The organism is Streptomyces sp. NPDC006207 (assembly GCF_040613835.1).
Taxonomy (GTDB): Bacteria; Actinomycetota; Actinomycetes; order Streptomycetales; family Streptomycetaceae; genus Actinacidiphila.
Genome location: NZ_JBEXSX010000019.1, coordinates 96,918 through 120,189, shown reverse-complemented (window position 1 = coordinate 120,189; position 23,272 = coordinate 96,918). Strand labels below are relative to the sequence as shown.

The following is a 23,272-nucleotide window of genomic DNA, read 5'->3' as shown; positions in this document are numbered from 1 at the left end:
TTCATTCCCCCAGGTCGAGAGTGAGTTTGGTGACGGCGAACGCCTCGGCGTAGCGCGCGTGGCATTCGATGCCGCGGATCCGCGCAAGGCCGAGGAAGGCCTCCCGGTCGTACCAGGGCCGGTGCCGCTGCGAGGGGTAGTGCTCCTGCAGCAGCCGCACCTTCTGCTCGGCGGTCTCCGGCGACAGCGGCTGGTACGCCGACGGTCGGCCGAGGTCGCCGTCCCACTTGACGATCTCGTAGCCGAGCACGAGGTGGTCGCGGAACGCGGTGGGCAGCAACTGTGCCAGGCCGCGGTGGTCCTGGTGCGCGTCATCGGTACGCGGCGCGAGGATCAGGTCCGGCTCGGTCCGCTCGCGCAGCTCCTCGACCGCGGCCTTGGCCTCCTCCCAGTGCGCGGGCAGCCGGCCGTCCGGCAGCTTGAGCACGGTCAGCCGCACGTCGGCACCGGGGCAGAAGGCGGCGAGCGCGGCCTGCTCCTCCTGCTCCCGCTCGCTGCCGCCGCCGGAGAGCACCAGCGCGTCGACGCGGACGCCCGGCCGCGCGCGGCACAGGGTCAGCAGCGTGCCGCCGGCGCCGATGGCGATGTCGTCGCAGTGCGCACCCACCGCGACGATCCGGTCCGGGCGCCCCGCGCTGAGCCGGATCATGCGGTCCTCGTTCCGGCGCCCTGTTCCCACACGGCCCAGGGACGGTCGCCCCTGGCGTAGGCGTCGTCGAGCGCGGCCCGCTCCTTCACGGTGTCCGTCGGCTTCCAGAAGCCGCGGTGCCGGTGTGCCACCAGCCGGCCGCGCTTGGCCAGTTGGGCGCATCCGTCGGCGACCAGGTCCCCGTTCTCCGGTATGTGGTCGAAGACCTCCTGGCGGAGCACGAAGTAGCCGCCGTTCTCCCACATCGGCAGGTCGCTCACCGCGGTGATGCCCCCCACCAGACCGTCCTCGCCCAACTCCACGCAGTGGAACGAGGACTGGGGTGGCACCACCATCATCGACGCCCCTGCGTCACGCCCGGCGAACCGGTCGATCATCTCCGGCAGAGGGGCGTCGGTGAGCACGTCGGCGTAGTTGGCCAGGAACATCTCGTCACCGTCCAGGTGGTGCCGCACCCGGCGCAGCCGCTCACCGATCGGGGACTCGATGCCGGTCTGCGCGAACGTGATCGTCCAGTCGGCGATGTCGGTGGACAGCAGCTCGGTCTTGCCGCCCCGCAGCACGAAGTCGTTGGACGTCGTCTCCTCGTAGTTGAGGAAGAAGTTCTTGATGTGGTGCGCCCCGTACCCGAGGCACAGGATGAACTCCTTGTGCCCGAAGTGCGCGTAGTAGCGCATGACGTGCCAGATCAGCGGACGCGGGCCGACCATCGCCATCGGCTTGGGCACGTCGTCGGAGACGCCGTTGCGCATCCGCATCCCGTAACCGCCGCAGAACAGGACGACCTTCATGACTCGACCTCGACAATGCTCAGTTCCGGGATGGGAAAGACAAGGCGGCCGCCCCAGTCGTGCACGAAGGACAGCTGTTCGACCAGCTCGGCCCGCAGGTTCCACGGGAGGACGAGGACGTAGTCGGGTTCGTCGGCGGCTATCTGCTCGGGCGGCAGGATCGGGATGCGGGTGCCCGGGGTGAACCTGCCGTGCTTGTAGGGGTTGCGGTCGACCGTGTACGCGAGCAGGTCGGGCCGGATGCCGCAGTGGTTGAGCAGGGTGTTGCCCTTGCCCGGGGCGCCGTAGCCGACGACCGTCTCGCCGCGTTCGGCCGCCTCGATGAGGAACCGCAGGAGGTCCCGGCGCACCTTGGCCACCCGAGCGGAGAACTCGGTGTACCCCGACAGCTCCTGCAGCCCGGCGGCCTTCTCCCGGGCCAGTACGTCGGCCACCTGCTGCGCCGGCTCGCCGGCCACCTCGGACGGCCGGGCCCACAGCCGGATCGAGCCGCCGTGCGTGGGCAGCAGCTCGACGTCCACGAGCGTGAGCCCGCCGCTGGCCAGCGCCCGGATCGCGGACGCGACCGTGTAGTACTGGAAGTGCTCGTGGTAGATCGTGTCGTACTGGTTCTCCTCGATCAGGGTCAGCAGGTGCTGCACCTCGATGGAGACCCAGCCGTCGTCGGCGACCAGGGCGCGCAGCCCCTGGGTGAACCCGACGACGTCGGGGATGTGGGCGTACACGTTGTTGGCCACGACCAGGTCCGCCGGGCCGTGCTCCGCGCGGACGGCCGCGCCGGTCTCCGGGCTCAGGAACTCCGTGAGCGTGGGCACACCCGCGTCCCGCGCCGCGCCGCCGACGTTCACCGACGGCTCGATGCCGAGGCAGCGGATCCCCCGGTCCACCACGTGCTTCAGCAGGTACCCGTCGTTGCTCGCGACCTCGACCACGAAGGCTTCGGGGCCGAGACCCAGCCGCTGCACGGCACCGGCGACGAACGTGCGCGCGTGCTCCACCCAGGAGGTGGAGTAGGAGGAGAAGTACGCGTACTCCTTGAACGTCTCCTCCGGCGTGATCAGCGGCGGGATCTGCGCGAGCCAGCAGTCGGTGCAGACCCGCAGGTGCAGCGGGTACGCCGGTTCCGGTCCGTCGAGTTGGTCCGCGGCGAGGAAGCTCTCGCACGGCGGGGTCGCCCCCAGGTCGACGACGCTCGCCAGCGCCGTCGAGCCGCAGAGTCGGCATCGTGTCATCTACTGCCCCCATCCCTGCCCGCGCGGGTGTCCCCTCCGCGAGCCAGCGTTTCCGTTCCTACCGGCGGCACGTCGTCCCCGCCGCCGGACCGACCCGCGATCGCGGCTCGGTACCCCTCCACCAGACGCTCCAGCCCGACGGCCGGACTGAAACCCTGCTCGTAACGGCGCCGGGCCGCCCGGCCCATCTCCCGGTTGCCGGCCGGATCGGCCGTGATCCGGCGCAGGCACGACGCGAGCGCGCCGGCCTCGCCCGGCTGGTGCAGCAGACCGGTCACCCCGTCCTCGACGAGTTCGACGAAGGCGCCGTGACGGGCCGCGACGGTCGGGACCCCCGCCGCCATGGCTTCCGCGACCACCAGGCCGAACGTCTCCAGGGCCATCGAGGGAGCCACCACGGCGACCGACCGCGCGACGGCCTGCCGGCACTCTGCCGGGTCGAGCAGGCCGACGTACCGCACGTCGTCCCGGCCCGCCGCCCAGGCGGTCACGTCTCGCTCCAGCGGCCCCGCGCCGGCGATCATGAGCGGTACGCCCACACCGCCGCTCGCTGCGATCTCGTCCCACGCGGCCATGAGCAGGGGCACGCCCTTGCTCTCCGCAAGCCGGCCGAGGAAGAGCAGTTGCTCGCCGACGCCGGCTCGGCAGGCGCCCGGGTCGGGCACGAAGTTGTGCTTCACCGCCAGCCGCTCGGGCGGCATGCCGGACCGCACCAGGACGTCGCGCTGGGCCGCGGAGATGCAGAAGAACCGGTCCACGCCGGACCACCACCGCCGCCGGTTGACCGACAGGCTGACCGCGAGCGGCACCGTCGCCAGCCGGGAGTTCCGGTAGCAGCCGTGCCGGACGGCGGGCAGCGGCGCCGCCGACCCGACGCACTCGGTGCACAGCCGGCCGTCCCGCTGCAGCGTGCCGGGCGGGCAGACCTGGGTGTAGTTGTGCAACGTGGCGACGGTGGGCACGCCGGCGTCGGCGCAGGCGGCCAGCACCGCGGGCGACAGGAGCGGGAAGACGTTGTGGACGTGCACCACGTCCGGCCGCTCGGTGCGGAGCCGGCCGGCGAGCTCCGCGCGGGCCGCCGGATTCCACGGCACCAGCAGCGGCACCGCGGCCTTGCGCAGCAGGGACCAGGCGGCGATGTCGTCGCTGCGGCGCTCGAACACCTCGACCCGGTGGCCGGCTTCGCGCAGCAGCCCCACCTCCTCATCGACGACCCTGTTCTCCCCGCTCGGCTGCGCCGAGGAGTAGCGGTTGTGCACCACGAGGACGTGCATGGTCAGGTCACCTCCCGATCCCGCGCCCAGCGCGGGATACGTCGCCGGGGGACAGCGGGCGTCGTCAGGGGCGTGGCCGCGGCAGGTGCCGCCAGCAGCGAGGCGGCCAGGGCCAGATGCAGCAGGTACGGCGAGGCGTCGCCCAGCCCGGCCTCGGTGTACGACGAGATCGCGACGTAGCTGATCAGGAAGATCGCGCAGGCCCTCGGCAGCGACGGTGGCCGCAGCAACGCGACACCGCCCAGCACGAGGATGAAGGCCGCCACGAGGGTGACGCCGATCAGACCCTGCTCGTTGTAAACGGCCAGCCAGCTGTTGTCGATCGGCAGCCCGCCGAACGACTTGTCGCCCAGACCCGTGCCGAACAACTTCTCCGCGGTCGTCCGGGGCGCTGCCAGCAGGGCGTCCCAGACCTTGGCCCGACCGGTGAGACTGGTGAAGTTCTCCTGGCTCTGTCCACGCAGGAACCACGCCCGTAGCGCGGAGGCGAACCCCACCGCGGCCACCGTGACGCACAGCACCGCCCAGGCGAAGAACCGGCGGGCGGCGGCGCTGGTCAGGACGAGCGAGCCGATCGCCAACGCCAACCCGAGGAGCAGGCCGGCCGTGGCCGTCCGCGTATGGGTCAACGCGAGCAGGACGAGTGACGGCACGATGATCACCGCCGCGCCTGCCCTGTCGGTCCGGCGGCCGATCAGGAGCAGCACGGTGAGCCCGATGATCACCGCGGCGTACTGCCCGATCTGCGGCGGCGTGAGCGGCCACAACGCGCCGACCAGTCGCCCGCCGTAGAGCTCGGGCATGGCCGCACCCGGGGAGATGACCAGGCCGGCCATCACCAACGCGAGCACCGCGAAGTACATCCGGATGTGGTACCGGACGAACGTCAGGCTGCCGTCCCACCAGCGGCTGAGCAGCCACAGTGTGCCGACGAAGAGAGCGAGCCGGGCGCAGCGGAACAGCGCGCCGAACCCTGACTCCAGGTCCGCGCTGGAGATCACGCTCGGCACCAGCAGCAGGGTGAGCAGGAGCACGAAGGCGCTGGGCCGGATGCGCAGCCGGAGATTGAGCGTGAGCGCCAGCGCGAACGCGGCGACCAGCGCACCCATGGTGGCCATCTGGATGAGGGAGCGGGGCAGCGGGACGATGGTCTTCGCCCCGGCGGAGCCGAGCGTGTTGAGGACCAGCAGCCCCCAGACCACCCCGACGGTCTTCGGCGTGCCGGAAGGGTGCGGTTCGGCGCCGGGCCGCGTGCCCGCCGCGGCCGGTCCGCCCGGCGGCCGACCGGGCGTCATGTCCCCGCCCATCTCAACCACCGGCCCGTGGGCGGAAGGTACTGCCCGTGTCCTGCCGGTACGGCGTGCCCTGCCACTGCAGGACGTCGAGCGTCCGGCTCGGGTCGTGGACGACGAAGCTCCACGGCCCGACGTAGACGTTGTCGTGCCAGCGGTTGTGCTGCTTGTTGGTGATCGCCTCGGCCACCCGATCGCCGTGGTACGGCGACCAGTCCGGATAGGTGCCGTAGTTGGACAGCACCGCCATGCGGCCGCACTGCACCGTGCACCCGACGACGGACGCGTCCAGCATGAAGCGGTTGTCGTGGATGTCCACCCGCTGGGTCTTCCACCGGCAGTCGTCGTAGAGCGGTGCGGTGGCGATCGCCGGACGCGCGCAGCGGTCGATGTCCGGCACCAGCAAGGTGCATTCACCGGCCGAGGTGTTGGCCGGGCTGTTGCAGAACCGGTCGGCGTTCTCCCACAGGGTGATCCCGGACCAGTTGTCCGTCAGGACGTTCCGATAGATTTCGATCTTGTCCGTGCGGGCCCGGATCCGTGGCTCGCCGCCGGACTCGGACAGGTAGATGGTCGCGAACGGGAAGCTGTCGCCGGCCTCAGCGGACGTGCGGCCCTCGACCCAGTTGTTCCGCCGGATCGTGTTGTTCCGGATGACCGCGTTGTAGCTGGTCTCGTAGATCAGCGCGGCACCGTCGTTGGCCTCGAGCAAGTTGTTCTCGATGCGGAAGTCGTTGTTGTTGTTGTCCGCCCACAACCCGGCGCCGCGGTTGTCGTGCACCCAGTTGCCGCGGATTTCGGCGCCGTTGACGGCCCAGAACTTGATGCCACCGGTGCAGCCGCAGCCGGGCCGCTGCTTCTCCCAGTCGTCGGTGTTGTTGCCCACGATCTCGTTGCCCTCGACCACCAGGTCGCGGATGGTGTCCCCGGTCTTGTACGCGTTCATTCCGTATTGCCCGTTGTCGCGCAGGCAATTGGCCCGGACCTGTTGGCGGGCACCGGCCATCAGCCCGGCGCCGGAGTTGTTCTGGATCGTGGCGTGCTCGATCACCCAACCGTCGGCCATGTCGTGGTTGACCACGCCTTCGTCGTGCGGCGCGACGAAACGCTGCACGGTCAGATGGCTGATGGTGACGTCGGGGGCAGTGCCGCTGAACGCGTAGTTGTTGGTCTTCCGGCCGTCGAGCACCGCGCCCGGCGCGCCGAGGTAGCGGTTCCCCTTCTTGGCGATGACCTGGGCGTAGCGGCCCTTGTCGAGCGTGTGCGTGCCCGGTCGAAGCCAGAATGTGGTGCCCGGAGGGCTGTTCTCGGTCTTCTCGGCCAGGTCGCCGACCACCCCGGGGTCGACCGTCACCGCGCCCGCCGGCGCTTTCGCCGGCCCGGCCGCGGGCTTGGCGCACACCCGGGCCACGGACGTGGAGGGCGCTCCGGACGTGGAGGGCGCACGCGTCGGCTCCGCCCGGGCGTCGTCCGGCGTGCTCGTACAGGCGGTCGCCGCCAGCAGGGCCAGTGCCAGCGGTGCCGCCGGCCACGCCCTGTGCCTCCACTTGAATCCCACGCGTCCCCCTAGCCGCGGAACGTGAGTACGGTGGTGAACTCCCCTGACAGCTCCGTGCCGTCCGCGGAGCCGGTGCTGTCCGCGGAGCCGGTGCCGACCAGCGTCGTGGCGGGTTCCTTGCGCCCGAAGCCGGCGGAGTACCAGCCCAGGGGCGGGTCGCTCTCCCCGCGATGTGCCCGCCAGCGCAGTTGCCCGGGCAGGTCGAGCACCGCGGAGCGGTCCTCGCCGTCCCGGGTCCAGGTGAGCACCGCCCGGTTCCCCACCAGGTCCGCGGCGATCGCCGGGCCGAGGTGGAACGCCAATTGCACGGCCCGGCGCGGGCCGCGCACCTCGTCGACCACCCGCAGCTCCCGGCTCGCGGCGGTCAGCTCCACCCGGCGGCGGTGCACGGAGCGCTGGTAACCGTCGTGCTCCGCGCACCAGCGGACCGTCCCCCCTTCCGAGGCGCCCGACGTGTCCGCGACCAGGACGCGGCTGCGGGCGTGCCGGGTCCACAGGAACGGGCCCCCGGAGACGGACTGGTCGCCGCCGTCCAGCTGCAGGGTGTTGTGGCCGAGGGTCGAGCGGAAGTACCGCCGCCACTCGGGCTGCCCGTGGTAGCAGAACGTCCCGGGGTCGGCGAGCACGTCGACCCCGTCGTGCCGGACCTCGACGGACAGCGCGTCCGCGTGGGCGTGCGCGGCGATGGACAGGAAGCCGTGCGGACCACCGTCGCAGCGGCACCAGATCTCCCCCGGACCGCGCAGGATCGTGAGCCCCGCGTCGGCGAGGTGGTCCGGTCGGCTTGCCGGGCGGGTCGCGGCCGGTGCGCCGGGCCGGATGAGCGCGGCCAGCAGCGGGGTGCGTACGTCGGCGCCGGTCACCGCAGGCCACCAGGCCAGCCGGCCGAACACGGCCTCCCCGGTCGCCAGCAGCGAGGCCCAGCGGTCGGTGCCCGCGCCGTCCACGACCAGACCGTGGCCGTCGTCCGCGTCCCCCTGACGCGGCGGCCGCAGCCGGCTGTCCACGACGGCCGCGAGCGCGTCGGTCATCCGCAGCAATACCAGCCGGATCGACGCGGGGACCGGCACGCCGGCGGCGTCCGCCTCGGCCACCGCGGCCAGGCCGAGCTCCAGCACGAGTCCGTGGTACTCGGTGGCCAGCTCGCGGTTGAGGCCGGACTCGAAGGTGTTGTTCCGCAGGTGCCGTTCCAGCGACCGCACCGCGCCGGCCCGCCAGCGCGCCGAGGCGGGGAACCACCCGAACGCGCAGGCCGCGGCGAGCTGCCCGGCGGCCTCGGCGATGACGTGGTTGTTCGCAGAGGACCCCCGGCTGGGGAAGGCGGCCAGCCAGCGCTGGTGGTGCCAGATCTGCCGGAGCGCCACAGGGTTGTCCTCGAACAGCCCGGCCGCGCCCGGCCAGCCGTCGAGCAGCCGGCGGATCCACACCCAGGACAGCAGCCGGATGCCCAGCTCGATGCCGCTGATCCAGTGCACCGAGCGCAGCGGCGGGTTGGCCGCCCACCACGACCGCAGGTGCCCGGCCACCCGCTCGGCGTACCGGTCGTTCCCGGTGATCGCGTAGGCGACGGCGAGCACGGTCAGGTACTGGTGCCGGGAAGGCTCCCAGATCTGCTTGATGTCCCCGACCGCGTCCTCGTTCCGGTACGGCACGTCGAAGGCGTAACCCGCCGGGGCCCGGAGCCCGGTCTTCGGGTCGTACCACCAGTCCGGGTCGGCGAGGTCGTCGCGTTCCACCCCGAAGAACTCGGCGTGCCCGTCCATCAGCCGGTCCGCCTGGGCGATGAGCCGCTTCGCCGCGTCCGGTGGCACCGCGGCGATCGTCCCGGCGGGCAGGACCGCGGTGAACCGGGCGCCGGTCACGCCCGGGCCGTCGGGCAGCGCCGACCGCCACCGCCGTCTGCGCACCGCGTCGCCCACCCGGCCGCCGACCTCACGCGGTCCCATCCGGGACAGCCGCCGCAGGTACCAGCCCGCGGTCGTGGTCATCGCGCCCTCGCCAACGTCACCGGCGCGCCGCCGGCCAGGCCGGCCTGCACGGCGAGGGTGGCCGCCGTGGTGGCGACCAGCGACTCCAGCGGCACCGGCATCGGTCCGCCGGTCCGCACGGCCTTGACGAACGCGGCCAGCTCGGCGGACTGGCCCTTGTCCCGGGCCTTGGGCAGCCGCGAACTGACCCACCGCTTGCGGCCGTAGACCGAGGCACGGACGAAGTCGTCGAGCCGCAGCACCCTGCCGTCCGCGACGAGGTCCAGCGTCTCCTTGGGGAATCCGGGCGCGCCGGTGGTGACGTAGCTGATGGTGGCGGTGGACCCGTCCGGGTAGTGCAGCATGACCTGCAGGTCCTCGTTGCCGGAGGTGGCGACCGCGTACACCGACACCGGGTCGGCGTCGAGCAGCCAGCTCGCCGTGTCGATGAAGTGCCCGCCCTCGCCGGCGAAGCGCGAGCCCTCGGTGCCCTGCTGGAGGTACCAGCTCCCGTGCTGCAGCCGGCCCGCGTTGACCAGATAGCGCAGGCTCGCCGGACCGGTCCGGGCGCCGAACCGCTTCTTGGCGTCCTGCAGCAGCGGCGCGAACCGGCGGTTGAAGCCCACCTGCAGCCGGTCGTTGCCGGATTCCTCGACCGCCGCGAGCACGCCCGCCAGCTCGTCCTCGGTGAGTGCCAACGGCTTCTCCACGAACACCGTCTTGCCGGCCAGCAGCGCCCTCCGGGTCAGTTCGGCGTGCGAGCTGTGCCGGGTGACGACGAACACCGCGTCGATGGACGTGTCGCCGAGGACGGCGTCGAGATCGGTGGTGGCCTGCGCGAAGCCGAACTTCCGCTGCGCGTTGGCCGCGGACAGCGCCGTCGTGGTGACGACCGTGGACAGCTCGACGCCGTCGCGCTGTGCCAGGTGCGGCAGCAGCATCGACGTCGCGTAGTTCCCCGCACCGACGAACGCGAGCCGCACCGGCGTCGTGGCGGACCGGGCCGGGGTGGGGACTCCTGCCTCGCGTCGCACCGCGGGCACGGCCACCTCCGGGGCCTGCGCCTCTCTGGCGTGTTCTGGGTAGCGGAACAGCACGGCCACGGCCTTCAGGTCGCCGTCCTTCAGGCTCCGGTACGTCTCGACGGCGTCATCGAAGTCGGCGACGTGGGAGACCAGGGGCTCCACGTCGACGGCGCCGCGGGCGAGGAGATCGAGGAAGCAGGCCAGGTTGCGGCGCTCGGTCCAGCGCACGTAGCCGATCGGGTAGTCCCGCCCCTCGAGCTCGTACTCCGGGTCGTAGCGCCCGGGACCGTAGGAGCGGGAGAACCGGACGTCGAGCTCCTTCTCGTAGTACGCGTTCCACGGCAGGTCCAGACGGCACTTGCCGATGTCGACGACCCGGCCGCGGTCCCGGCTCAGCCGCGCGGCCAGCTCGACGGGCTGGTTGCTGCCGCCGCCGGCCGCCAGGTACACCTGGTCCACCCCGTGACCGCCGGTGAGTTCGGCGACGGCGGCTTCCACGGCCGCGGACGAGGGATCGCCGCAGGCCGCGGCGCCCAGGCGCTCGGCGAGATCGCAGCGCACCGGGTCGGGGTCGACCCCGACGACGCGCACCCCCGAGGCGGTCAGGAGCTGCACCACCAGCTGCCCGATCAGCCCGAGGCCGATGACCAGCGCCACCTCGCCGAGCTGCGGCTCGCCTTGGCGGACGCCCTGCATCGCGATCGACCCGACGGTGCCGAAGGCCGCGTGCCGCGGCGCGAGGCCGTCCGGCACCGGGCTGTAGAGGTTCCTGGGAACCCAGTTCAGCTCGGCGTGCAGCGCGTGCTCGTTACCGGCGCAGGCCACGAGGTCGCCGACCTTCACGTCGTCGATCCCGCTGCCGACCTGCTCGACCACCCCGCACAGCGAGTAGCCCAGCGGGGTGTAGGAGTCCAGCTTGCCCATCACCTTGCGGTAGGTGGCGGGCACCCCGTTGGTGGCCACGCTCTGCATGACCTTGGCCACCTGGTCCGGTCGCGAGCGGGCCTTGCCCAGCATCGACATGCCCGCCTCGGACACCTTCATGAGCTCGGTCCCGGTGGAGATCAGCGAGTAGGCGGTCCTGACCAGCACACCGCCCGGCTTGCACCCCGGCTCCGGCACGTCGAGCACCGCCAGCTCGCCGCTCTTGTAGTTCTGCACAACCTGCTTCACCCGAAGTCCCCTTGTTTCTACGCCGTCTTCTACGCCGCCGAGCGAGCGTCCTGGCCGGACCCGGAGGTCGCGTCGCGGTACCAGTACTCGAGGGTCAGTACATGCCACAGATGCTTGGAGAAGTCCCGCTGTCCGGCGGCGTCCTCGGCGACCATGCGGGCCAGCGCGTCGCGGCGCAGGAACCCGGAACTGACGAGCACGCCGTCGTTCACCACCTCGCGCACCAGCGGTGCCAGGTCCCGGCTCATCCACGCGCGCAGCGGGGCGCTGAACAGGCCCTTGGGCCGGTACACGATCTCCCGGGGCAGGATCGAGGTGGCCGCCTCCTTGAGGACGGCCTTGCCCTGCCGTCCGACGATCTTGCGGTCGCCGGGCACGGCGAACGCCGCCCTGACCACCTCGACGTCCACGTACGGCACCCGCACCTCGGTCGAGGCGGCCATGCTCGACCGGTCCGTGTAGGTGAGGTTCAGGCCCGGCAGGAACATCCGGGCGTCGCCCAGGCACATGCGGTTGACGAAGTCGTCCAGGTCGTTGTCCTGGTAGACGTCCGCGTGCTCGGTCAGCACGTCCTCGACCGCCCCGGCCAGGTCCGGATCGACCAGGGCGAGCAGCTCTTCCTGGTCGTACATGGTGTAGCTGCGCCGGAACGCGGTCTCCTCCGGCAGATCGGCGAAGGACAGGAACCGCTTCGCGAAGCGCACCGACCGGTACCCCCGGCGGGCCGTTGCGACCGGCAGCCGGTCCACGGCCCTGGACAGACCGCGCCGCACGGACCGCGGGACGCGCTGGTAGCGCAGCGCGATCACGTTGGCCAGGTGCTTGCGGTAACCGGCGAACAGCTCGTCGGCGCCCATCCCCGAGAGCATCACCTTGACCCCGGCCTCCCGGGCGGCCGAGCAGATCAGGAACGTGTTGATCGCGGCGGGGTCGCCGATCGGCTCGTCCAGGTGGTGGGTCATCCGCGGCAGCAGGTCGAGCACGTTCGGAGCGATCTCGATCTCGTGCAGGTCGACGCCGAACCGCTCGGCCACCTGCCGGGCGTAGCGCAGGTCGTCCGGCATCGCCTCGAACCTGGCGTCCTCGGCGCGGAACCCGATCGTGTAAGCGGAGATCCCGGGGCGGTCGCGGGCGGCCAGCGCGGTCAGGTAGCTCGAGTCCAGCCCGCCGGACAGGAAGGTCGCCACGGGTACGTCGGAGAGCAGGTGGCGCCGGGTCGACTCCTCGACGACGGCGGCGATGTCCGGCTGCTCGCCGCTCAGGGCCCGCTCCCGTCCCTCGGCGGCGACGTCCTTCAGGTTCCAGAACCGGCCGCGCTCCACGCGGCCGTCGGGCCGGCACCGCAGCCAGGTCCCCGGCGGCAGCTTCTCCGCTTCGCGGAACGCGCACCGCGAGTCCGGCACCCAGTAGTACAGCAGCGAGGCCACCAGCGCCGCAGGGTCCACCTGCAGCGACCCGCCGGTCACGGCGGCGAGCGCCTTGAGCTCGGAGGCGAACACCAGACCCTCGCCGCGCCGGAGCAGGAACAGCGGCTTGATGCCGAGCTGGTCGCGGGCGAGCACCAGTTCGCCGGTTCGCTCGTCGAAGATCCCGAACGCGAACATGCCGCGCAGCCGGGGCAGGCAGTCCGTGCCCCAGCGCCGCCAGGCCTCCAGCAGGACCTCGGTGTCGGAGGTACCGCGGAAGCGCACCCCGGCGGCCGCCAGCTCGGCACGCAGCTCGGGCGCGTTGTACAGCTCGCCGTTGTACGTCAGGACCAGGCCGTCCGAGACCATCGGCTGGGCGCCGGTCTCGGACAGGTCGATGATGGCCAGCCGGCGGTGCCCGAGGTGCACTTCGCCGTCACCGACGGGATGGCCGTACCGGCCCGCCCCGTCCGGACCGCGGTGGGCGAGGGTGTCGGTGAGCCGGTCGGCCACGGCCTTCCCGTCCGGCCATCGGTAGGTGCCTGCGATGCCACACATGTCTAGCGCGCCTCCTGGTCGCTGTCCGGGACCCGTGCGGCCCACGACGGCTGCTTCGGCCGCGGCTGGCCCGTCCCGCTCTGCCGGGCCAGCCGCTCGTTGTGGCCGCGCAGCGCGGTGTGCAGCCCGTCCCACAGCGTGCCGTCGGTCCGGTCACGCGGATCGGGGTCGATCAGCACCACACCGATCACCGGGATGCGCAGGTCCGCGAGCTGCCGCGCCACGGTGTGCAGCCATGCGGCGCTGCCGTGCCCGGCACGCACGACGAGCACCGTCTGGGTGCCGAGGTACTGGAGGTCGGTCCACGCCGTGCCGGGCGCGACCGAGCCGACGCCGAGCCGGCGCACCTCGTGCGAGACGGTCGCGGCACGCTCGCCGCCGACCACGGGCGGGTCTCCCGGCTTCCGGCGGCGGTCGGCGAGGTGCCGGCCGGGCAGACCGTCGATGATCACCACGGGCTCCTCCGCCGCCAGTGCGCCGGCGAGGTCCAGGGCGATCACGCTCGCGCCGCGTGCGCAGCCCAGTTCCAGCAGCGACACCGGTTCCGCGGCGCCGCGTACGGTGCGGGCCAGGGTCGCGGTGAGCCGTTCGCGTGCCGCCCGGGTCCGTCGGCGCTGCCACCGCCCGGCCGACCGGCGGCGGGGCGTGCGGCGCAGTTCCGCTATGACCGAGGCGCCCAGGTTCGCCGCGATCTCCCGGCGCAGCACGGGGCGGTCCGCCACCACCGCGCCGACCGCGGCCAGCGCGAGCCCGAGCACGAGCCCGAGGCCGAGTCCGATCGCGGAGTTGGTGGCAGCGGCCTTGGGCAGGGAGTGCTGCACCGTGCGCGGGGCGTCCACGATCTGCGTGCCGGCGATGAGCTGGGGCGTGCCGATGCCCGCTTCCGCGGCGCGCTGGTCGAAATCGGCGATGCGCGAGGTGAGTTCGGCCCGGCGGGCGAAGAGCGACTCGAGGTTCGCCGACGCGTTCGGGTCGCTCTCCGGCGGCCCTTCGCCGATCGACTTGTTGACCCGGGCGAGTTCGTCCCGCATGCGGTCACGCTGGTCGAGCAGGGTCTTGGCCTCGGCGTTCGCGGCCTTCTGTATCCGCTTGACATGGTCGGCGACGAAGGCGTCGGCCAGTGCCTTGGCACGGGCCACGGCCTCCGCGTCGCTGTCACCCGTCACGTTGATCTGCAGCAGGTTGTTGGTCAAACCGATGCCCCGGTAGTCCCGCATGAAGTGTTCCGGGTCTTCCGAGGAGTTCAGCGACCGCAGCGCCTCACCGGCGATCTGCGTGGTCTCCAGCAGCGCGGCGTCGGTGCGGATCAGGGTTCCGGGGTCGTTCGGCTGGTCCGCCTGGTGGGCGACCAGCACCGTGGTCACCGCGGTCGGCTGCGGCGGCAGCAGGACCGCGGCCCCCGCGCCGGCCAGCAACCCCAGCAGCGCCACGGAACACCACAGGCGGCGGCGCCTGCGTACCGCCACCACCAGCGCCTGCAGGTCCAGCAGCGGAGCGGCTGCCGACGACTGCGAAGTCGTGCTCGTCGTCACACCGAACCTCCCGTCGCGTCGACGCCCACCGCGATCGCCGGCGTGGCGCCATCCGGAGGAGGGGCGGCAGACCGTGTCCGACGGTCCCTGACCCCGCCGGCGACGACGATGCCGACGACCGGATGGCGGGCGTCCGCGCATGCCTCGCCGATGCCGGCGAGCTCCCCTGCCGTCCAACTGCCCGCGCTGAGCACGACCAGGACACCGGACTCGGTGTCGCGGTCCGGCACCAACGGCCGGGACACCGAAACCCCCACCACCCGCAGCAGCGGATCGCTCCCGGCCTCGGCGACGAGTTGGTCGGCGGCTCGGCGGGCGGTCCCGTCACCGTCCGGGACGACCACCAGCAGCCGCCGGGGGGCCGGCAGTTGGTCCCGGAGACGAGCGCACACCCGGCCGTAGCGGATCTTCCTGCTGGCCTCGTCACCGGACGCGTGCAGGGCCGGCACGTCCCACCGGGTGTCGACACCCAGCAGCCGGCGGATCAGGGTCCGCGCGCCACGGCCTTCCGGCCGGTGCGCGCGCCGTCCATCAGGTACGTCGACGGTACCCAGCAGCGCCGAGCCCAGCGCCGCGGCGATCTCGGGCTCGGTGCGCGGTCGGCGACTCATCCGTGCGGCGACGAGATGACCGATGACCGCGAACAGGAGGAACAGCAGCGCCCCGGTGACGATGAACTGCGTCCTGGTCGGTGGTGCCTCGCCGATCGGCCGGGCCGCCGCCCCCATGACGACCATGTTGGCCTTGTTGGTCGCCGGATCGGTCTGGTCCAGCTTGTCCATGGCCTGCTCCAGCGTCGTGCGCAGCTTCTCGAGCTCGGTGCGGGCCTGCACGCTCTCCACGGTCCGGCCCGGATCGGCCGCCTTGGCCAGGTCGGTGATGCGGCGGCTGGTCTGCTCCATCAGCTCCCGCAGCGCCTCGGGATTCGCCGACCCCTCGGGATCGGTGGTGTCGCCCACGACCCGTGCGGCGAAGGTGACGTACTGCTGGGCCACCTCGTCGGAGAGCCGCTGAGCGCGCTCCGGGGTCTCGGCCGTGCCCGAGATCTTGATGATGTTCCCGTCGGTGGCCTTGGCGCTCACCCGGTCTCGCAGTTCGGCGCCGCCGACCCCGGCCCAGTCGAGCGTGGCGGCCGACCGGTCGAGCACCACCGAACTGGTCGCGATCTCCGACTGGGTCAGCAGCTCGCGCTCCTCCCACGCCCCCGGCAGCAGTACCGATGCCGACGTCGTGTACCGCGGTGGGAACAGCGAGGAGGCGCCGTAGCCGACGAGCCCGCCCACCACGGCGAGGGCGGCGAGCAGCCGCCAGCGCCGACGGATCATCCGCCCGATCATGGCCAGGCGTATCGTGTCATCGCTCAACGGGGCGGCCTTTTCTCTGTCGGAACCGGTTCGCCCGCCGACGCCGGAGCCCGGTCACGACAGGCGGCGGCGTAGGCGGCGAGGAGCGACCGCTGCGAGGTGCGCCAGGAGAGCTGCCCGGTGATCCGCTCCTGGCCGATCTTGCCCATCCGGGCCCGCTCCTCCGGATCGTCCAGCAGCTGTGCGATGAGCCCCGCGAATGCGGCCTCGTCGTTGGCGGGCGCGTAGACGGCCGCGTCACCGGCCGAGACCCGTGCCTCCCGGAGGTCGAACGAGACGATCGGCCGCCCCATCACCATGTACTCCAGGACCTTGTTCATGGTCGACACGTCGTTGAGCGGATTGCGCGGGTCGGGGGAGAGGCACACGTCCGCGGTCGACAGGTAGCGCACCAGGTCGGCGTCCGGAATGCGCCCGGTGAACTGCACCTGGTCCGAGAGCCCGAGCCGCCGGGACAGCTCCACCATCGCGTCGAAGGCGTCCCCGGCGCCGACGAACACCGCGTGCCAGTCGCTCCGCCCGAGCTCGTCGCGCAGCTTCGCCAGGGCCCGCAAGGCGTAGTCGACGCCGTCCTGCGGGCCCATGACACCGAGGTAGCACAGCAGATGAGGCTTGCCGCGCTTCAGCTCCGGCTCCGGCGGTACCGGGTGGAAACGGTCGACGTCGGGCGCGCTGCGCACCACGAAGACGTCCTCCGGCCGCTTGCCGCCACGGCGCAGCGCGACGTCCCGGTAGCTCTCGTTCGTGGCGAGCACGACGTCCGCGGCCCGGTAGGTCCGCCGTTCCAGCGCGCACACCGCGCGGTAGAGGAGGTCCTTCCCGCGGTCGAACCGGGACAGGTACAGCTCGGGTACCAGGTCGTGCTGGTCGAAGACGAACCGCGCGCCGCGCCGCTTCAGCCACAGTGCCGGCAGGAACAGCAGGTCGGGCGGGTTGCAGGCGTGGACCACGTCGACCGGGCCGACCTTGCGGGCCAGGCGGAACGTATGCCACAACGCCGATCCGTACTCGCTGAGGTAGCCGGCCGGCCCTCCGGTGGCCGCGCGCAACGGGTAGCGGTGGATCCGCACCCCGTCGATCTCCGCCTCCGGCTCCGTGTCCCGCTTGCTCCCGCGGGGACAGATGACGTGCACCTCCCAGCCCGCGTCGCGCAGCGTCGTGCACTCCTGCCACACCCGCCGGTCGAACGGCACCGACAGGTTCTCCACCAGGATCAGCGCGCGCCGGTCCGGCCGGTCGCCGCTGGTCGTGTCACCAAGCAAGGCCTATGTACCCCGGTTCGGCCCGGCGCGCCTCGGCGTCGGGGAGGCGGATGAGGTCGACGATCACCGGGCCGTCGCCATGGGGCAGCGCCGACAGCACGGCAGGGTCCTTGGTCCCGACCAGGACCACCTCGGCGTGCTCGAGCACCTCGCCGACGGAGTCCCCGAGCAGCTGCGCCAGGTGCGGCAGCCGGGTCTCGATGTACTCGCGGTTCGCGCCCATCAGCCGGGAGAGGCTCACGTTGGCGTCGTGGATGCGCAGGTCGTACCCCTTGCCGAAGAGCCTCTCCGCCAGCTCGACGAGCGGGCTCTCGCGGAGGTCGTCGGTGCCGGGTTTGAAGGACAACCCGAACAGGCCCACCCGGCGCTTGCCGGTGCGCTCGACCAGCTCCACCGCGCGCTGCAGATGTTCGGAGTTGGAGGTCAGCACGTTGGCGAGGATCGGTACCGAGACGTCGGCCCGCTGCGCGGCGTGGACCAGGCTGCGCAGGTCCTTGGGCAGGCAGGAGCCGCCGAAGGCGAAGCCGGGCCGCAGGTAGGCGGGGCTGATGTTCAGCTTGCGGTCGGCCAGGAACACGTCCATCACCTGGTGCGAGTCCACCCCGAGCGCCTGGCACACCGCACCCAGCTCGTTCGCGAAGCCGATCTTGAGGCCGTGGAACGCGTTGTCCGCGTATTTGATCGCCTCGGCCGTCGGGACCGGCACCCGGAACACCTCGCCCGGCAAGCCGTCGTATAGTGCCGCCACCACGTCGCCGCTCGCCGGGTCGAGCTCGCCGATGACGGTCTTGGGCGGGTCGAAGAAGTCCCGCACGCTCGTGCCCTCGCGCAGGAACTCCGGGTTGACCGCGACCCCGATGTCCACCCCGGCGGTGCCGCCGACGTACTTCTCCAGGATCGGCACCAGCAGGTTCAGGCAGGTGCCCGGGAGCATGGTGCTGCGGAACACGACGGTGTGCCGTCCGCCCCGCTCGGCCAGCGCGGCGCCGATCTGCTCGGTGACCCGCTCCAAGTACGTGGTGCACAGGCTGCCGTTGGGTTCCGACGGTGTGCCCACGCAGATCAGTGACACCTCGCTGTCCATGATCGCCTCGCGGACGTCGCCGGTGGCGCGCAGCGCTCCGGTCCGCACGACCTCGGCGGTGAGCTCGCCGATCCGCTCCTCGACCACCGGGGCCTTGCCGTCGTTGACCAGGTCGACCTTCACCGGGTTCACGTCCACCCCGATGACCTCGTGACCCATGCTGGCCAGGCACGCGGCCGACACGCAGCCCACGTAGCCGAGCCCGAAAACGCTGACCCTCATGACCCGTTCCTCCCCCCAGGCAGGCTCTCCCGGCCTGCGATCCTCGCGCCGGCCCGACGGCGACCTCCGCGCATCAGTAGGCCCCCTGCCCGTGGAGCACCGCACGGAGCGTCTTCCACAAGATCACCGTGTCCAGGGCGAGCGACCAGTCCTCCACGTACCGCAGGTCCAGCCGGACCGCCTCGTCCCACGGCAGGTCGCTGCGTCCGCTGATCTGCCACAGGCCGGTGAGCCCGGGCTTGACCAGCAGCCGCCGCCGGATGTCCGGGCCGTACGCGGCGGACTCCTCCGGCAACGGAGGCCGCGGACCGACGAGCGACATCGAGCCGGTGAGCACGTTGAAGAGCTGTGGGAGCTCGTCGATCGAGTACCGGCGCAGCACCGCTCCCACCCGGGTCACCCGCGGATCCCGGCGGAGCTTGAACAGCAGGCCGGCGCCCTCGTTGCGGTCGGCCAGCTCGGCACGTGCCCTGTCGGCCCCGGAGACCATGGTGCGGAACTTGAAGATGGTGAACTCGCGTCCGTCCTTGCCGACCCTGCGCTGGCGGTAGAACGCCCCACCCGGACTGTCCGCCAGCACGAGCAGCCCGACGAACACCATCAGCGGCGCGAACAGCACCAGCAGGACCGCCGCCCCCAGCCGGTCGACGACCTCCTTGACCGCGCGGCGGCCCCCGGTGAAGGTCGGCATGCTGAGCCGCAGCAGCGGTATCCCCAGCACCGCGTCGACGTGCAGCCGCGGGCCGGCCACCTCCATCAGCACGGGGGCCACGACCATCTCGGCGTCGCTGCCCTCGAGGTTCCAGGCAAGCCGCTGCAGCCGGTCCGGCGACCAGTGCGGGTCCGGTGTGACCGCGACGACACGGTAGCCGTTGCGGCGGACGTGGCCCGCGACGTCGGTCAGCCGGCCGACGACCGGCACCCCGTCCACGTGGTCACCGTCGAGCCCGGGAGCGTCCGTCGTGCACACGGCCTCCACCTGCCAGCCGAGGTGCGGGAACTTGCGGATCCGGGTGATCAGGTCGCGCACGGTGGCCGGGCTCCCGGCAGCGAGCACCGGCCGCAGGCACCGCCCTTCCTTCCGCTGCTTGTGCAGCCACAGGCGCAGCAGGTACCGCTCGGTCATGGTGACGAGTGCGATCGCCGGGATCGCGACGAAGATCCAGAGCTTGATGTTGCGCGAGGTGACGGCGACCCCGCCGAGCGCCAGCACGACGGCCGCCGTGCACAGTGAGCGTCCGAGCCGGCGGAACTCCTCGGCGCCCTGGCCGAGCACGGCCGGAGCCCACGAGCGGCTCACCGCAAGCGTCCCCAGCACCAGCAACTCGGTGCCGAAGGCGAGGATCCCCCACTTCTCGTGCCAGTTGGCCGCGTCCCGGACCCCGAAGAAACTGCCGATCGCGGCCACCACGAAGGCGGTGGCCACCGTGTCGCTGGTGATCACGGCACGGCGGTACCGCTGCTCCCATTCGATTGCGGGCCGGCTGATCGCGCCGTTCCCCAGATGCTCGCGTGCCGACGGAAACGGGCTGACTAGTCCCCCATGCCGCACAGAACCCCCCAGGTCCCCAGTGGTTCGACGTGTTCGCCCAACACGGTCCCTCCCCCGGGAGGCCCCCGCCTCCCGCACCGTTCCTCCCCCTCGGGAGGCCCCCGCCTCCCGTGCATGAACTCCCGGTTATTTCGGAGTCACTTGAACAACCCGCCCTGCCGGAAGCGGACTTACCGGTTCCGCCGGACTGTCGAGGTGTGCCGGACCCGTCGAAACCTCAGGGCTCCCCGCACCCAAGGCCCCTTCTCGGGCTCCAAGAACCGATCACCCCCACGTCTGGCGCCGGGTATGCGACTGCCGGCTTTCCGTTGCGCCGAACCTGTAGATCATTAATGGTCGCCTCGTGCCCGAACGGCTGAAGCAAGGTCAATCTAGACCATCGGCGCCGGTATGAAGAGTGAATGTGTGTAATTTGTGCTCAAGCTTTGAGGCCGGATCCATCGAGCGATGACCGCCTATGGATGCCTTCGCGCCATCGTGCGCTCAGGCGGCAACTCCCCGCTGTGGTGCGCTACTTGATCTTGCCGAAGTGTGACGGTGTGTCCAATGCCCGGTGCGACCGCCTCAAGGCGCCGGTGCGCGCCGCGGCGCCGGCCCGGGCGCTGATGGAGGAAGTGTGGCCGAGAACAACCGGTGCTTGAAGTGCGGGGCGAGCATGATCGGAATTCGTGACGCCCATGGGGCGCCCATCGACTCGCAAATCCTGGCCGGAAAGCCCGAAAACATGGCCTGATCTTTGGGTTTACTTCGCAGGGATCCATTGCGCGTCTTCCCGGCGGCACACCACGTGGCGAGCGGAGCGGCCCCGGAGCGGGCGGAACGGGCGGATCGAACAGCAACCCGCCGATGTGCGGCCGCAGTTGCGGGCCCCGTCGCGGGGCTGCCCTGAGCTGCGGCGCGAGCCGCCGGCTCCGCGGGCGGCGCTGCCGGCGGAGGGGTGGCTCGAAGCTCTGAACGGTGCTTCACTTGTTGCCATGGCCTACCGGAAGACCCCCGCGGTGCAGGACCGCCTGACCGCCGCCAGGGAGCACCTGGTGGCGCGGGCCACGGCCGTCGTCGCCGACGTGGGCTGGGCGAACGCCTCCGTCACCGCGGTGGCGGCCGCGGCCGGCATGTCGGTGGGCACGGTGTACCAGCACTTCGCGTCCAAGGGCGCGCTCGCGGTCGAGGTCTTCCGCCGGGCCTCGGGCCGCGAGGTCGAGGTGCTCGGCGGGGTGCTCCGCGACGGCGCCGGCGACCCGGTGCAGCGGCTGACCCTGGGGGTCACCGTCTTCGCCCGCCGCGCCATGGAGAACCGGGGACTGGCCCACGCCCTGCTCGCGGCCCCCGCGGAACCGGCCGTGGGCGCGGAGCGGCTGGACTTCCGGCGCCGCTACCGCGCCGTCTTCGCCGAGGTGATCCGCGAGGGGATGGCCGCCGGGCTCCTCCCCGCCCAGGACCCCGAGGTCACCGCGGCGGCGCTGACCGGGGCCATCGGCGAGGTCCTGGTGGACCCGCTGTCGGCCCCCGCCGAGGGCGCCGCCGCCGACCACCTCGTCACCGAACTGGTGGCGATGTCCCTGCGCTGCGCGGGCGCCGCGCCCGCCGTCTGACTCCCCACGACCACGAAGGGCCGACTGCCATGACCGCGATCGCAGATGCCGCGCCGCGCAGCAACCCCACCGCGCGCACGCACGAGGTGACCAACCAGGCCCCGCCGCTGGTCGGCCACGACGTCGCCGACGACGTCGTGCTGCTGGAGGGCGTGCGCCGCGAGGGAGCCGGGTGGCACCTCGACGACCTGCACCGGCTGGGCCGGCTCGCCGGATCGGAGCAGGTGCAGCGCTGGGCCGAGGAGGCCAACCGGTACGAGCCGGTGCTGCGCACCCACGACCGGTACGGCAACCGTGTCGACGAGGTGGACTTCCACCCCTCCTACCACGCGCTCATGGAGGTCGCCCTCGCCGAGGGCCTGGCCGGCGCGCCCTGGGCCGACGACCGGCCCGGCGCGCACGTGGCCCGCGCGGCCGGCTTCATGGTGTGGAGCACCGCCGAGGCCGGCCACGGCTGCCCGGTGTCCATGACCTACGCCGTCGTCCCCGCGCTGCGTGCCGCGCCGGCCCTGGCGGCGGCGTACGAGCCGCTGCTCACCAGCCGCGTCTACGACCCCGGACTGCGCGCCCCCGCCGGCAAGCGCGGGCTCCTGGCGGGCATGGGGATGACCGAGAAGCAGGGCGGCACCGACGTGCGGGCCAACACCACCACCGCCGTCGAGCAGCCAGACGGCACCTGGCGGCTGCGCGGGCACAAGTGGTTCACCAGCGCGCCCATGAACGACCTGTTCCTCGTGCTGGCCCAGGCCCCCGCGGGCCTGTCCTGCTTCCTGGTGCCCAGGGTGCTGCCGGACGGCAGCCGCAACACCTTCCGCATCCAGCGGCTGAAGGACAAGCTCGGCAACCGCAGCAACGCCAGCAGCGAGCCCGAGTTCGACGACACCGTGGCCTGGCTGGTCGGTCCCGAGGGCCAGGGCGTACGGACCATCATCGAGATGGTCACCATGACGCGGCTGGACTGCATCCTCGGCTCCGCCTCCGGCACCCGTGCCGCGCTCGCCCAGGCCGCCCACCACGTCCGCCACCGCTCGGTGTTCGGAGCCCGGCTGGTCGACCAGCCCCTGATGCGCAACGTCATCGCCGACCTGGGCCTGGAGTCCGAGGCCGCCACCACCCTCGCGCTGCGCCTCGCCGGAGCGGTCGACCGGGCCCGCCGCGGGGACGCGCAGGAGCGGGCCTTCCTGCGGCTGGCCACCGCGGTCGGCAAGTACTGGGTGTGCAAGCGGCAGCCCGCGGCGGTCGCGGAGGCCCTGGAGTGCCTGGGCGGCAACGGCTACGACGAGGCGTCCGGCATGCCCCGGCTCTACCGCGAGGCCCCGCTGAACGGCATCTGGGAGGGCTCGGGCAACGTCAACGCCCTCGACGTGCTGCGGGCCCTGACCCGTGAGCCGGACTCCCTCGAGGCCTTCCGCGCCGAGGTCGAGGCTGCCTCGGGCGGCGACGCCCGTCTCGACGAGGCGTGGCGCCAGGTGCGCGGCGAGCTGGTGCCCACCGAGGACGCGCCGCTGCGGGCCCGCCGTCTGGTCGAGCGCCTGGCGCTGGTGCTGCAGGGTTCGCTGCTCGTCCGGTACGCGCCGGCACCGGTCGCGGACGCCTTCTGCGCCTCCCGCCTGGCCGGCGACCGGGGCCTGGCCTTCGGCACCCTCCCGGCCGGGACGGACCTGGCCGCGGTCATCGAGCGCGTGCCCGGCGCCACGGGCTGAACGGGCCGGGGTCCGCGGCCGCCTGCCGCGGTCGCG

At 72.3% G+C, this 23,272-nt stretch carries 16 protein-coding genes; 2 read left to right on the top strand and 14 right to left on the bottom strand.

Going from position 1 to position 23,272, the window contains the following annotated elements:
- Window position 1: 1 nt before the first annotated feature.
- From ABZ312_RS17780 to ABZ312_RS17715, 14 genes are all read right to left on the bottom strand, one after another.
- The gene (locus ABZ312_RS17780) at window positions 2-649 is read right to left on the bottom strand and encodes a PIG-L deacetylase family protein (protein WP_500321888.1); all 648 of its coding nucleotides are present in this window, start codon (window positions 647-649) and stop codon (window positions 2-4) included.
- The gene (locus ABZ312_RS17775; RefSeq protein ID WP_500321887.1) at window positions 646-1,440 is read right to left on the bottom strand and encodes a sugar phosphate nucleotidyltransferase; all 795 of its coding nucleotides are present in this window, start codon (window positions 1,438-1,440) and stop codon (window positions 646-648) included. Before ABZ312_RS17775 ends, ABZ312_RS17780 begins: the two co-directional genes overlap by 4 nt.
- Entirely contained in the window at window positions 1,437-2,672 is a 1,236-nt protein-coding gene (locus tag ABZ312_RS17770) for a class I SAM-dependent methyltransferase (RefSeq protein WP_500321885.1), read from the bottom strand. Before ABZ312_RS17770 ends, ABZ312_RS17775 begins: the two co-directional genes overlap by 4 nt.
- Window positions 2,669-3,946 (bottom strand): glycosyltransferase family 4 protein, encoded by a 1,278-nt coding sequence (locus tag ABZ312_RS17765; RefSeq protein ID WP_500438112.1) that lies wholly within the window; start codon window positions 3,944-3,946, stop codon window positions 2,669-2,671. Before ABZ312_RS17765 ends, ABZ312_RS17770 begins: the two co-directional genes overlap by 4 nt.
- Before the next feature lie 2 nt (window positions 3,947-3,948).
- Window positions 3,949-5,253, bottom strand: a complete 1,305-nt coding sequence (locus tag ABZ312_RS17760) for an O-antigen ligase domain-containing protein (RefSeq protein ID WP_500321882.1) — start codon at window positions 5,251-5,253, stop codon at window positions 3,949-3,951.
- A gap of 1 nt (window position 5,254) precedes the next feature.
- A complete protein-coding gene (locus ABZ312_RS17755; RefSeq protein ID WP_500438110.1) occupies window positions 5,255-6,796 on the bottom strand; it encodes a right-handed parallel beta-helix repeat-containing protein in 1,542 nt (513 codons plus the stop codon).
- An 8-nt stretch (window positions 6,797-6,804) separates the two neighbouring features.
- Complete coding sequence (locus ABZ312_RS17750) at window positions 6,805-8,784, bottom strand: alginate lyase family protein (RefSeq protein ID WP_500438108.1); 1,980 nt, start codon at window positions 8,782-8,784, stop codon at window positions 6,805-6,807.
- Window positions 8,781-10,961, bottom strand: coding sequence for a bi-domain-containing oxidoreductase (locus ABZ312_RS17745; RefSeq protein ID WP_500438106.1), 2,181 nt, complete (start codon window positions 10,959-10,961; stop codon window positions 8,781-8,783). Before ABZ312_RS17745 ends, ABZ312_RS17750 begins: the two co-directional genes overlap by 4 nt.
- Before the next feature lie 29 nt (window positions 10,962-10,990).
- Window positions 10,991-12,925, bottom strand: a complete 1,935-nt coding sequence (asnB, locus tag ABZ312_RS17740; protein WP_500358140.1) for an asparagine synthase (glutamine-hydrolyzing) — start codon at window positions 12,923-12,925, stop codon at window positions 10,991-10,993.
- A gap of 2 nt (window positions 12,926-12,927) precedes the next feature.
- Entirely contained in the window at window positions 12,928-14,457 is a 1,530-nt protein-coding gene (locus tag ABZ312_RS17735; RefSeq protein ID WP_500321875.1) for a Wzz/FepE/Etk N-terminal domain-containing protein, read from the bottom strand.
- Window positions 14,454-15,821, bottom strand: a complete 1,368-nt coding sequence (locus ABZ312_RS17730) for a YveK family protein (RefSeq protein WP_500438104.1) — start codon at window positions 15,819-15,821, stop codon at window positions 14,454-14,456. The genes ABZ312_RS17735 and ABZ312_RS17730 overlap by 4 nt, the downstream gene beginning before the upstream one ends.
- A complete protein-coding gene (locus tag ABZ312_RS17725; RefSeq protein ID WP_500321873.1) occupies window positions 15,818-17,083 on the bottom strand; it encodes a glycosyltransferase family 4 protein in 1,266 nt (421 codons plus the stop codon). The genes ABZ312_RS17730 and ABZ312_RS17725 overlap by 4 nt, the downstream gene beginning before the upstream one ends.
- Window positions 17,073-18,389, bottom strand: a complete 1,317-nt coding sequence (locus ABZ312_RS17720; RefSeq protein WP_500321871.1) for a nucleotide sugar dehydrogenase — start codon at window positions 18,387-18,389, stop codon at window positions 17,073-17,075. Before ABZ312_RS17720 ends, ABZ312_RS17725 begins: the two co-directional genes overlap by 11 nt.
- Window positions 18,390-18,462: 73 nt before the next feature.
- Window positions 18,463-19,941: a sugar transferase gene (locus ABZ312_RS17715; RefSeq protein WP_500321869.1), complete on the bottom strand. Its 1,479-nt coding sequence runs from the start codon at window positions 19,939-19,941 to the stop codon at window positions 18,463-18,465.
- A 974-nt stretch (window positions 19,942-20,915) separates the two neighbouring features.
- Between ABZ312_RS17715 and ABZ312_RS17710 the strand changes: the two genes are divergently transcribed.
- Window positions 20,916-21,533 (top strand): TetR family transcriptional regulator, encoded by a 618-nt coding sequence (locus ABZ312_RS17710; protein WP_500321867.1) that lies wholly within the window; start codon window positions 20,916-20,918, stop codon window positions 21,531-21,533.
- Window positions 21,534-21,562: 29 nt separating this feature from the next.
- On the top strand, window positions 21,563-23,236 hold the full coding sequence (locus tag ABZ312_RS17705) for an acyl-CoA dehydrogenase family protein (protein WP_500438102.1): 1,674 nt from the start codon (window positions 21,563-21,565) through the stop codon (window positions 23,234-23,236).
- Window positions 23,237-23,272: the final 36 nt, after the last annotated feature.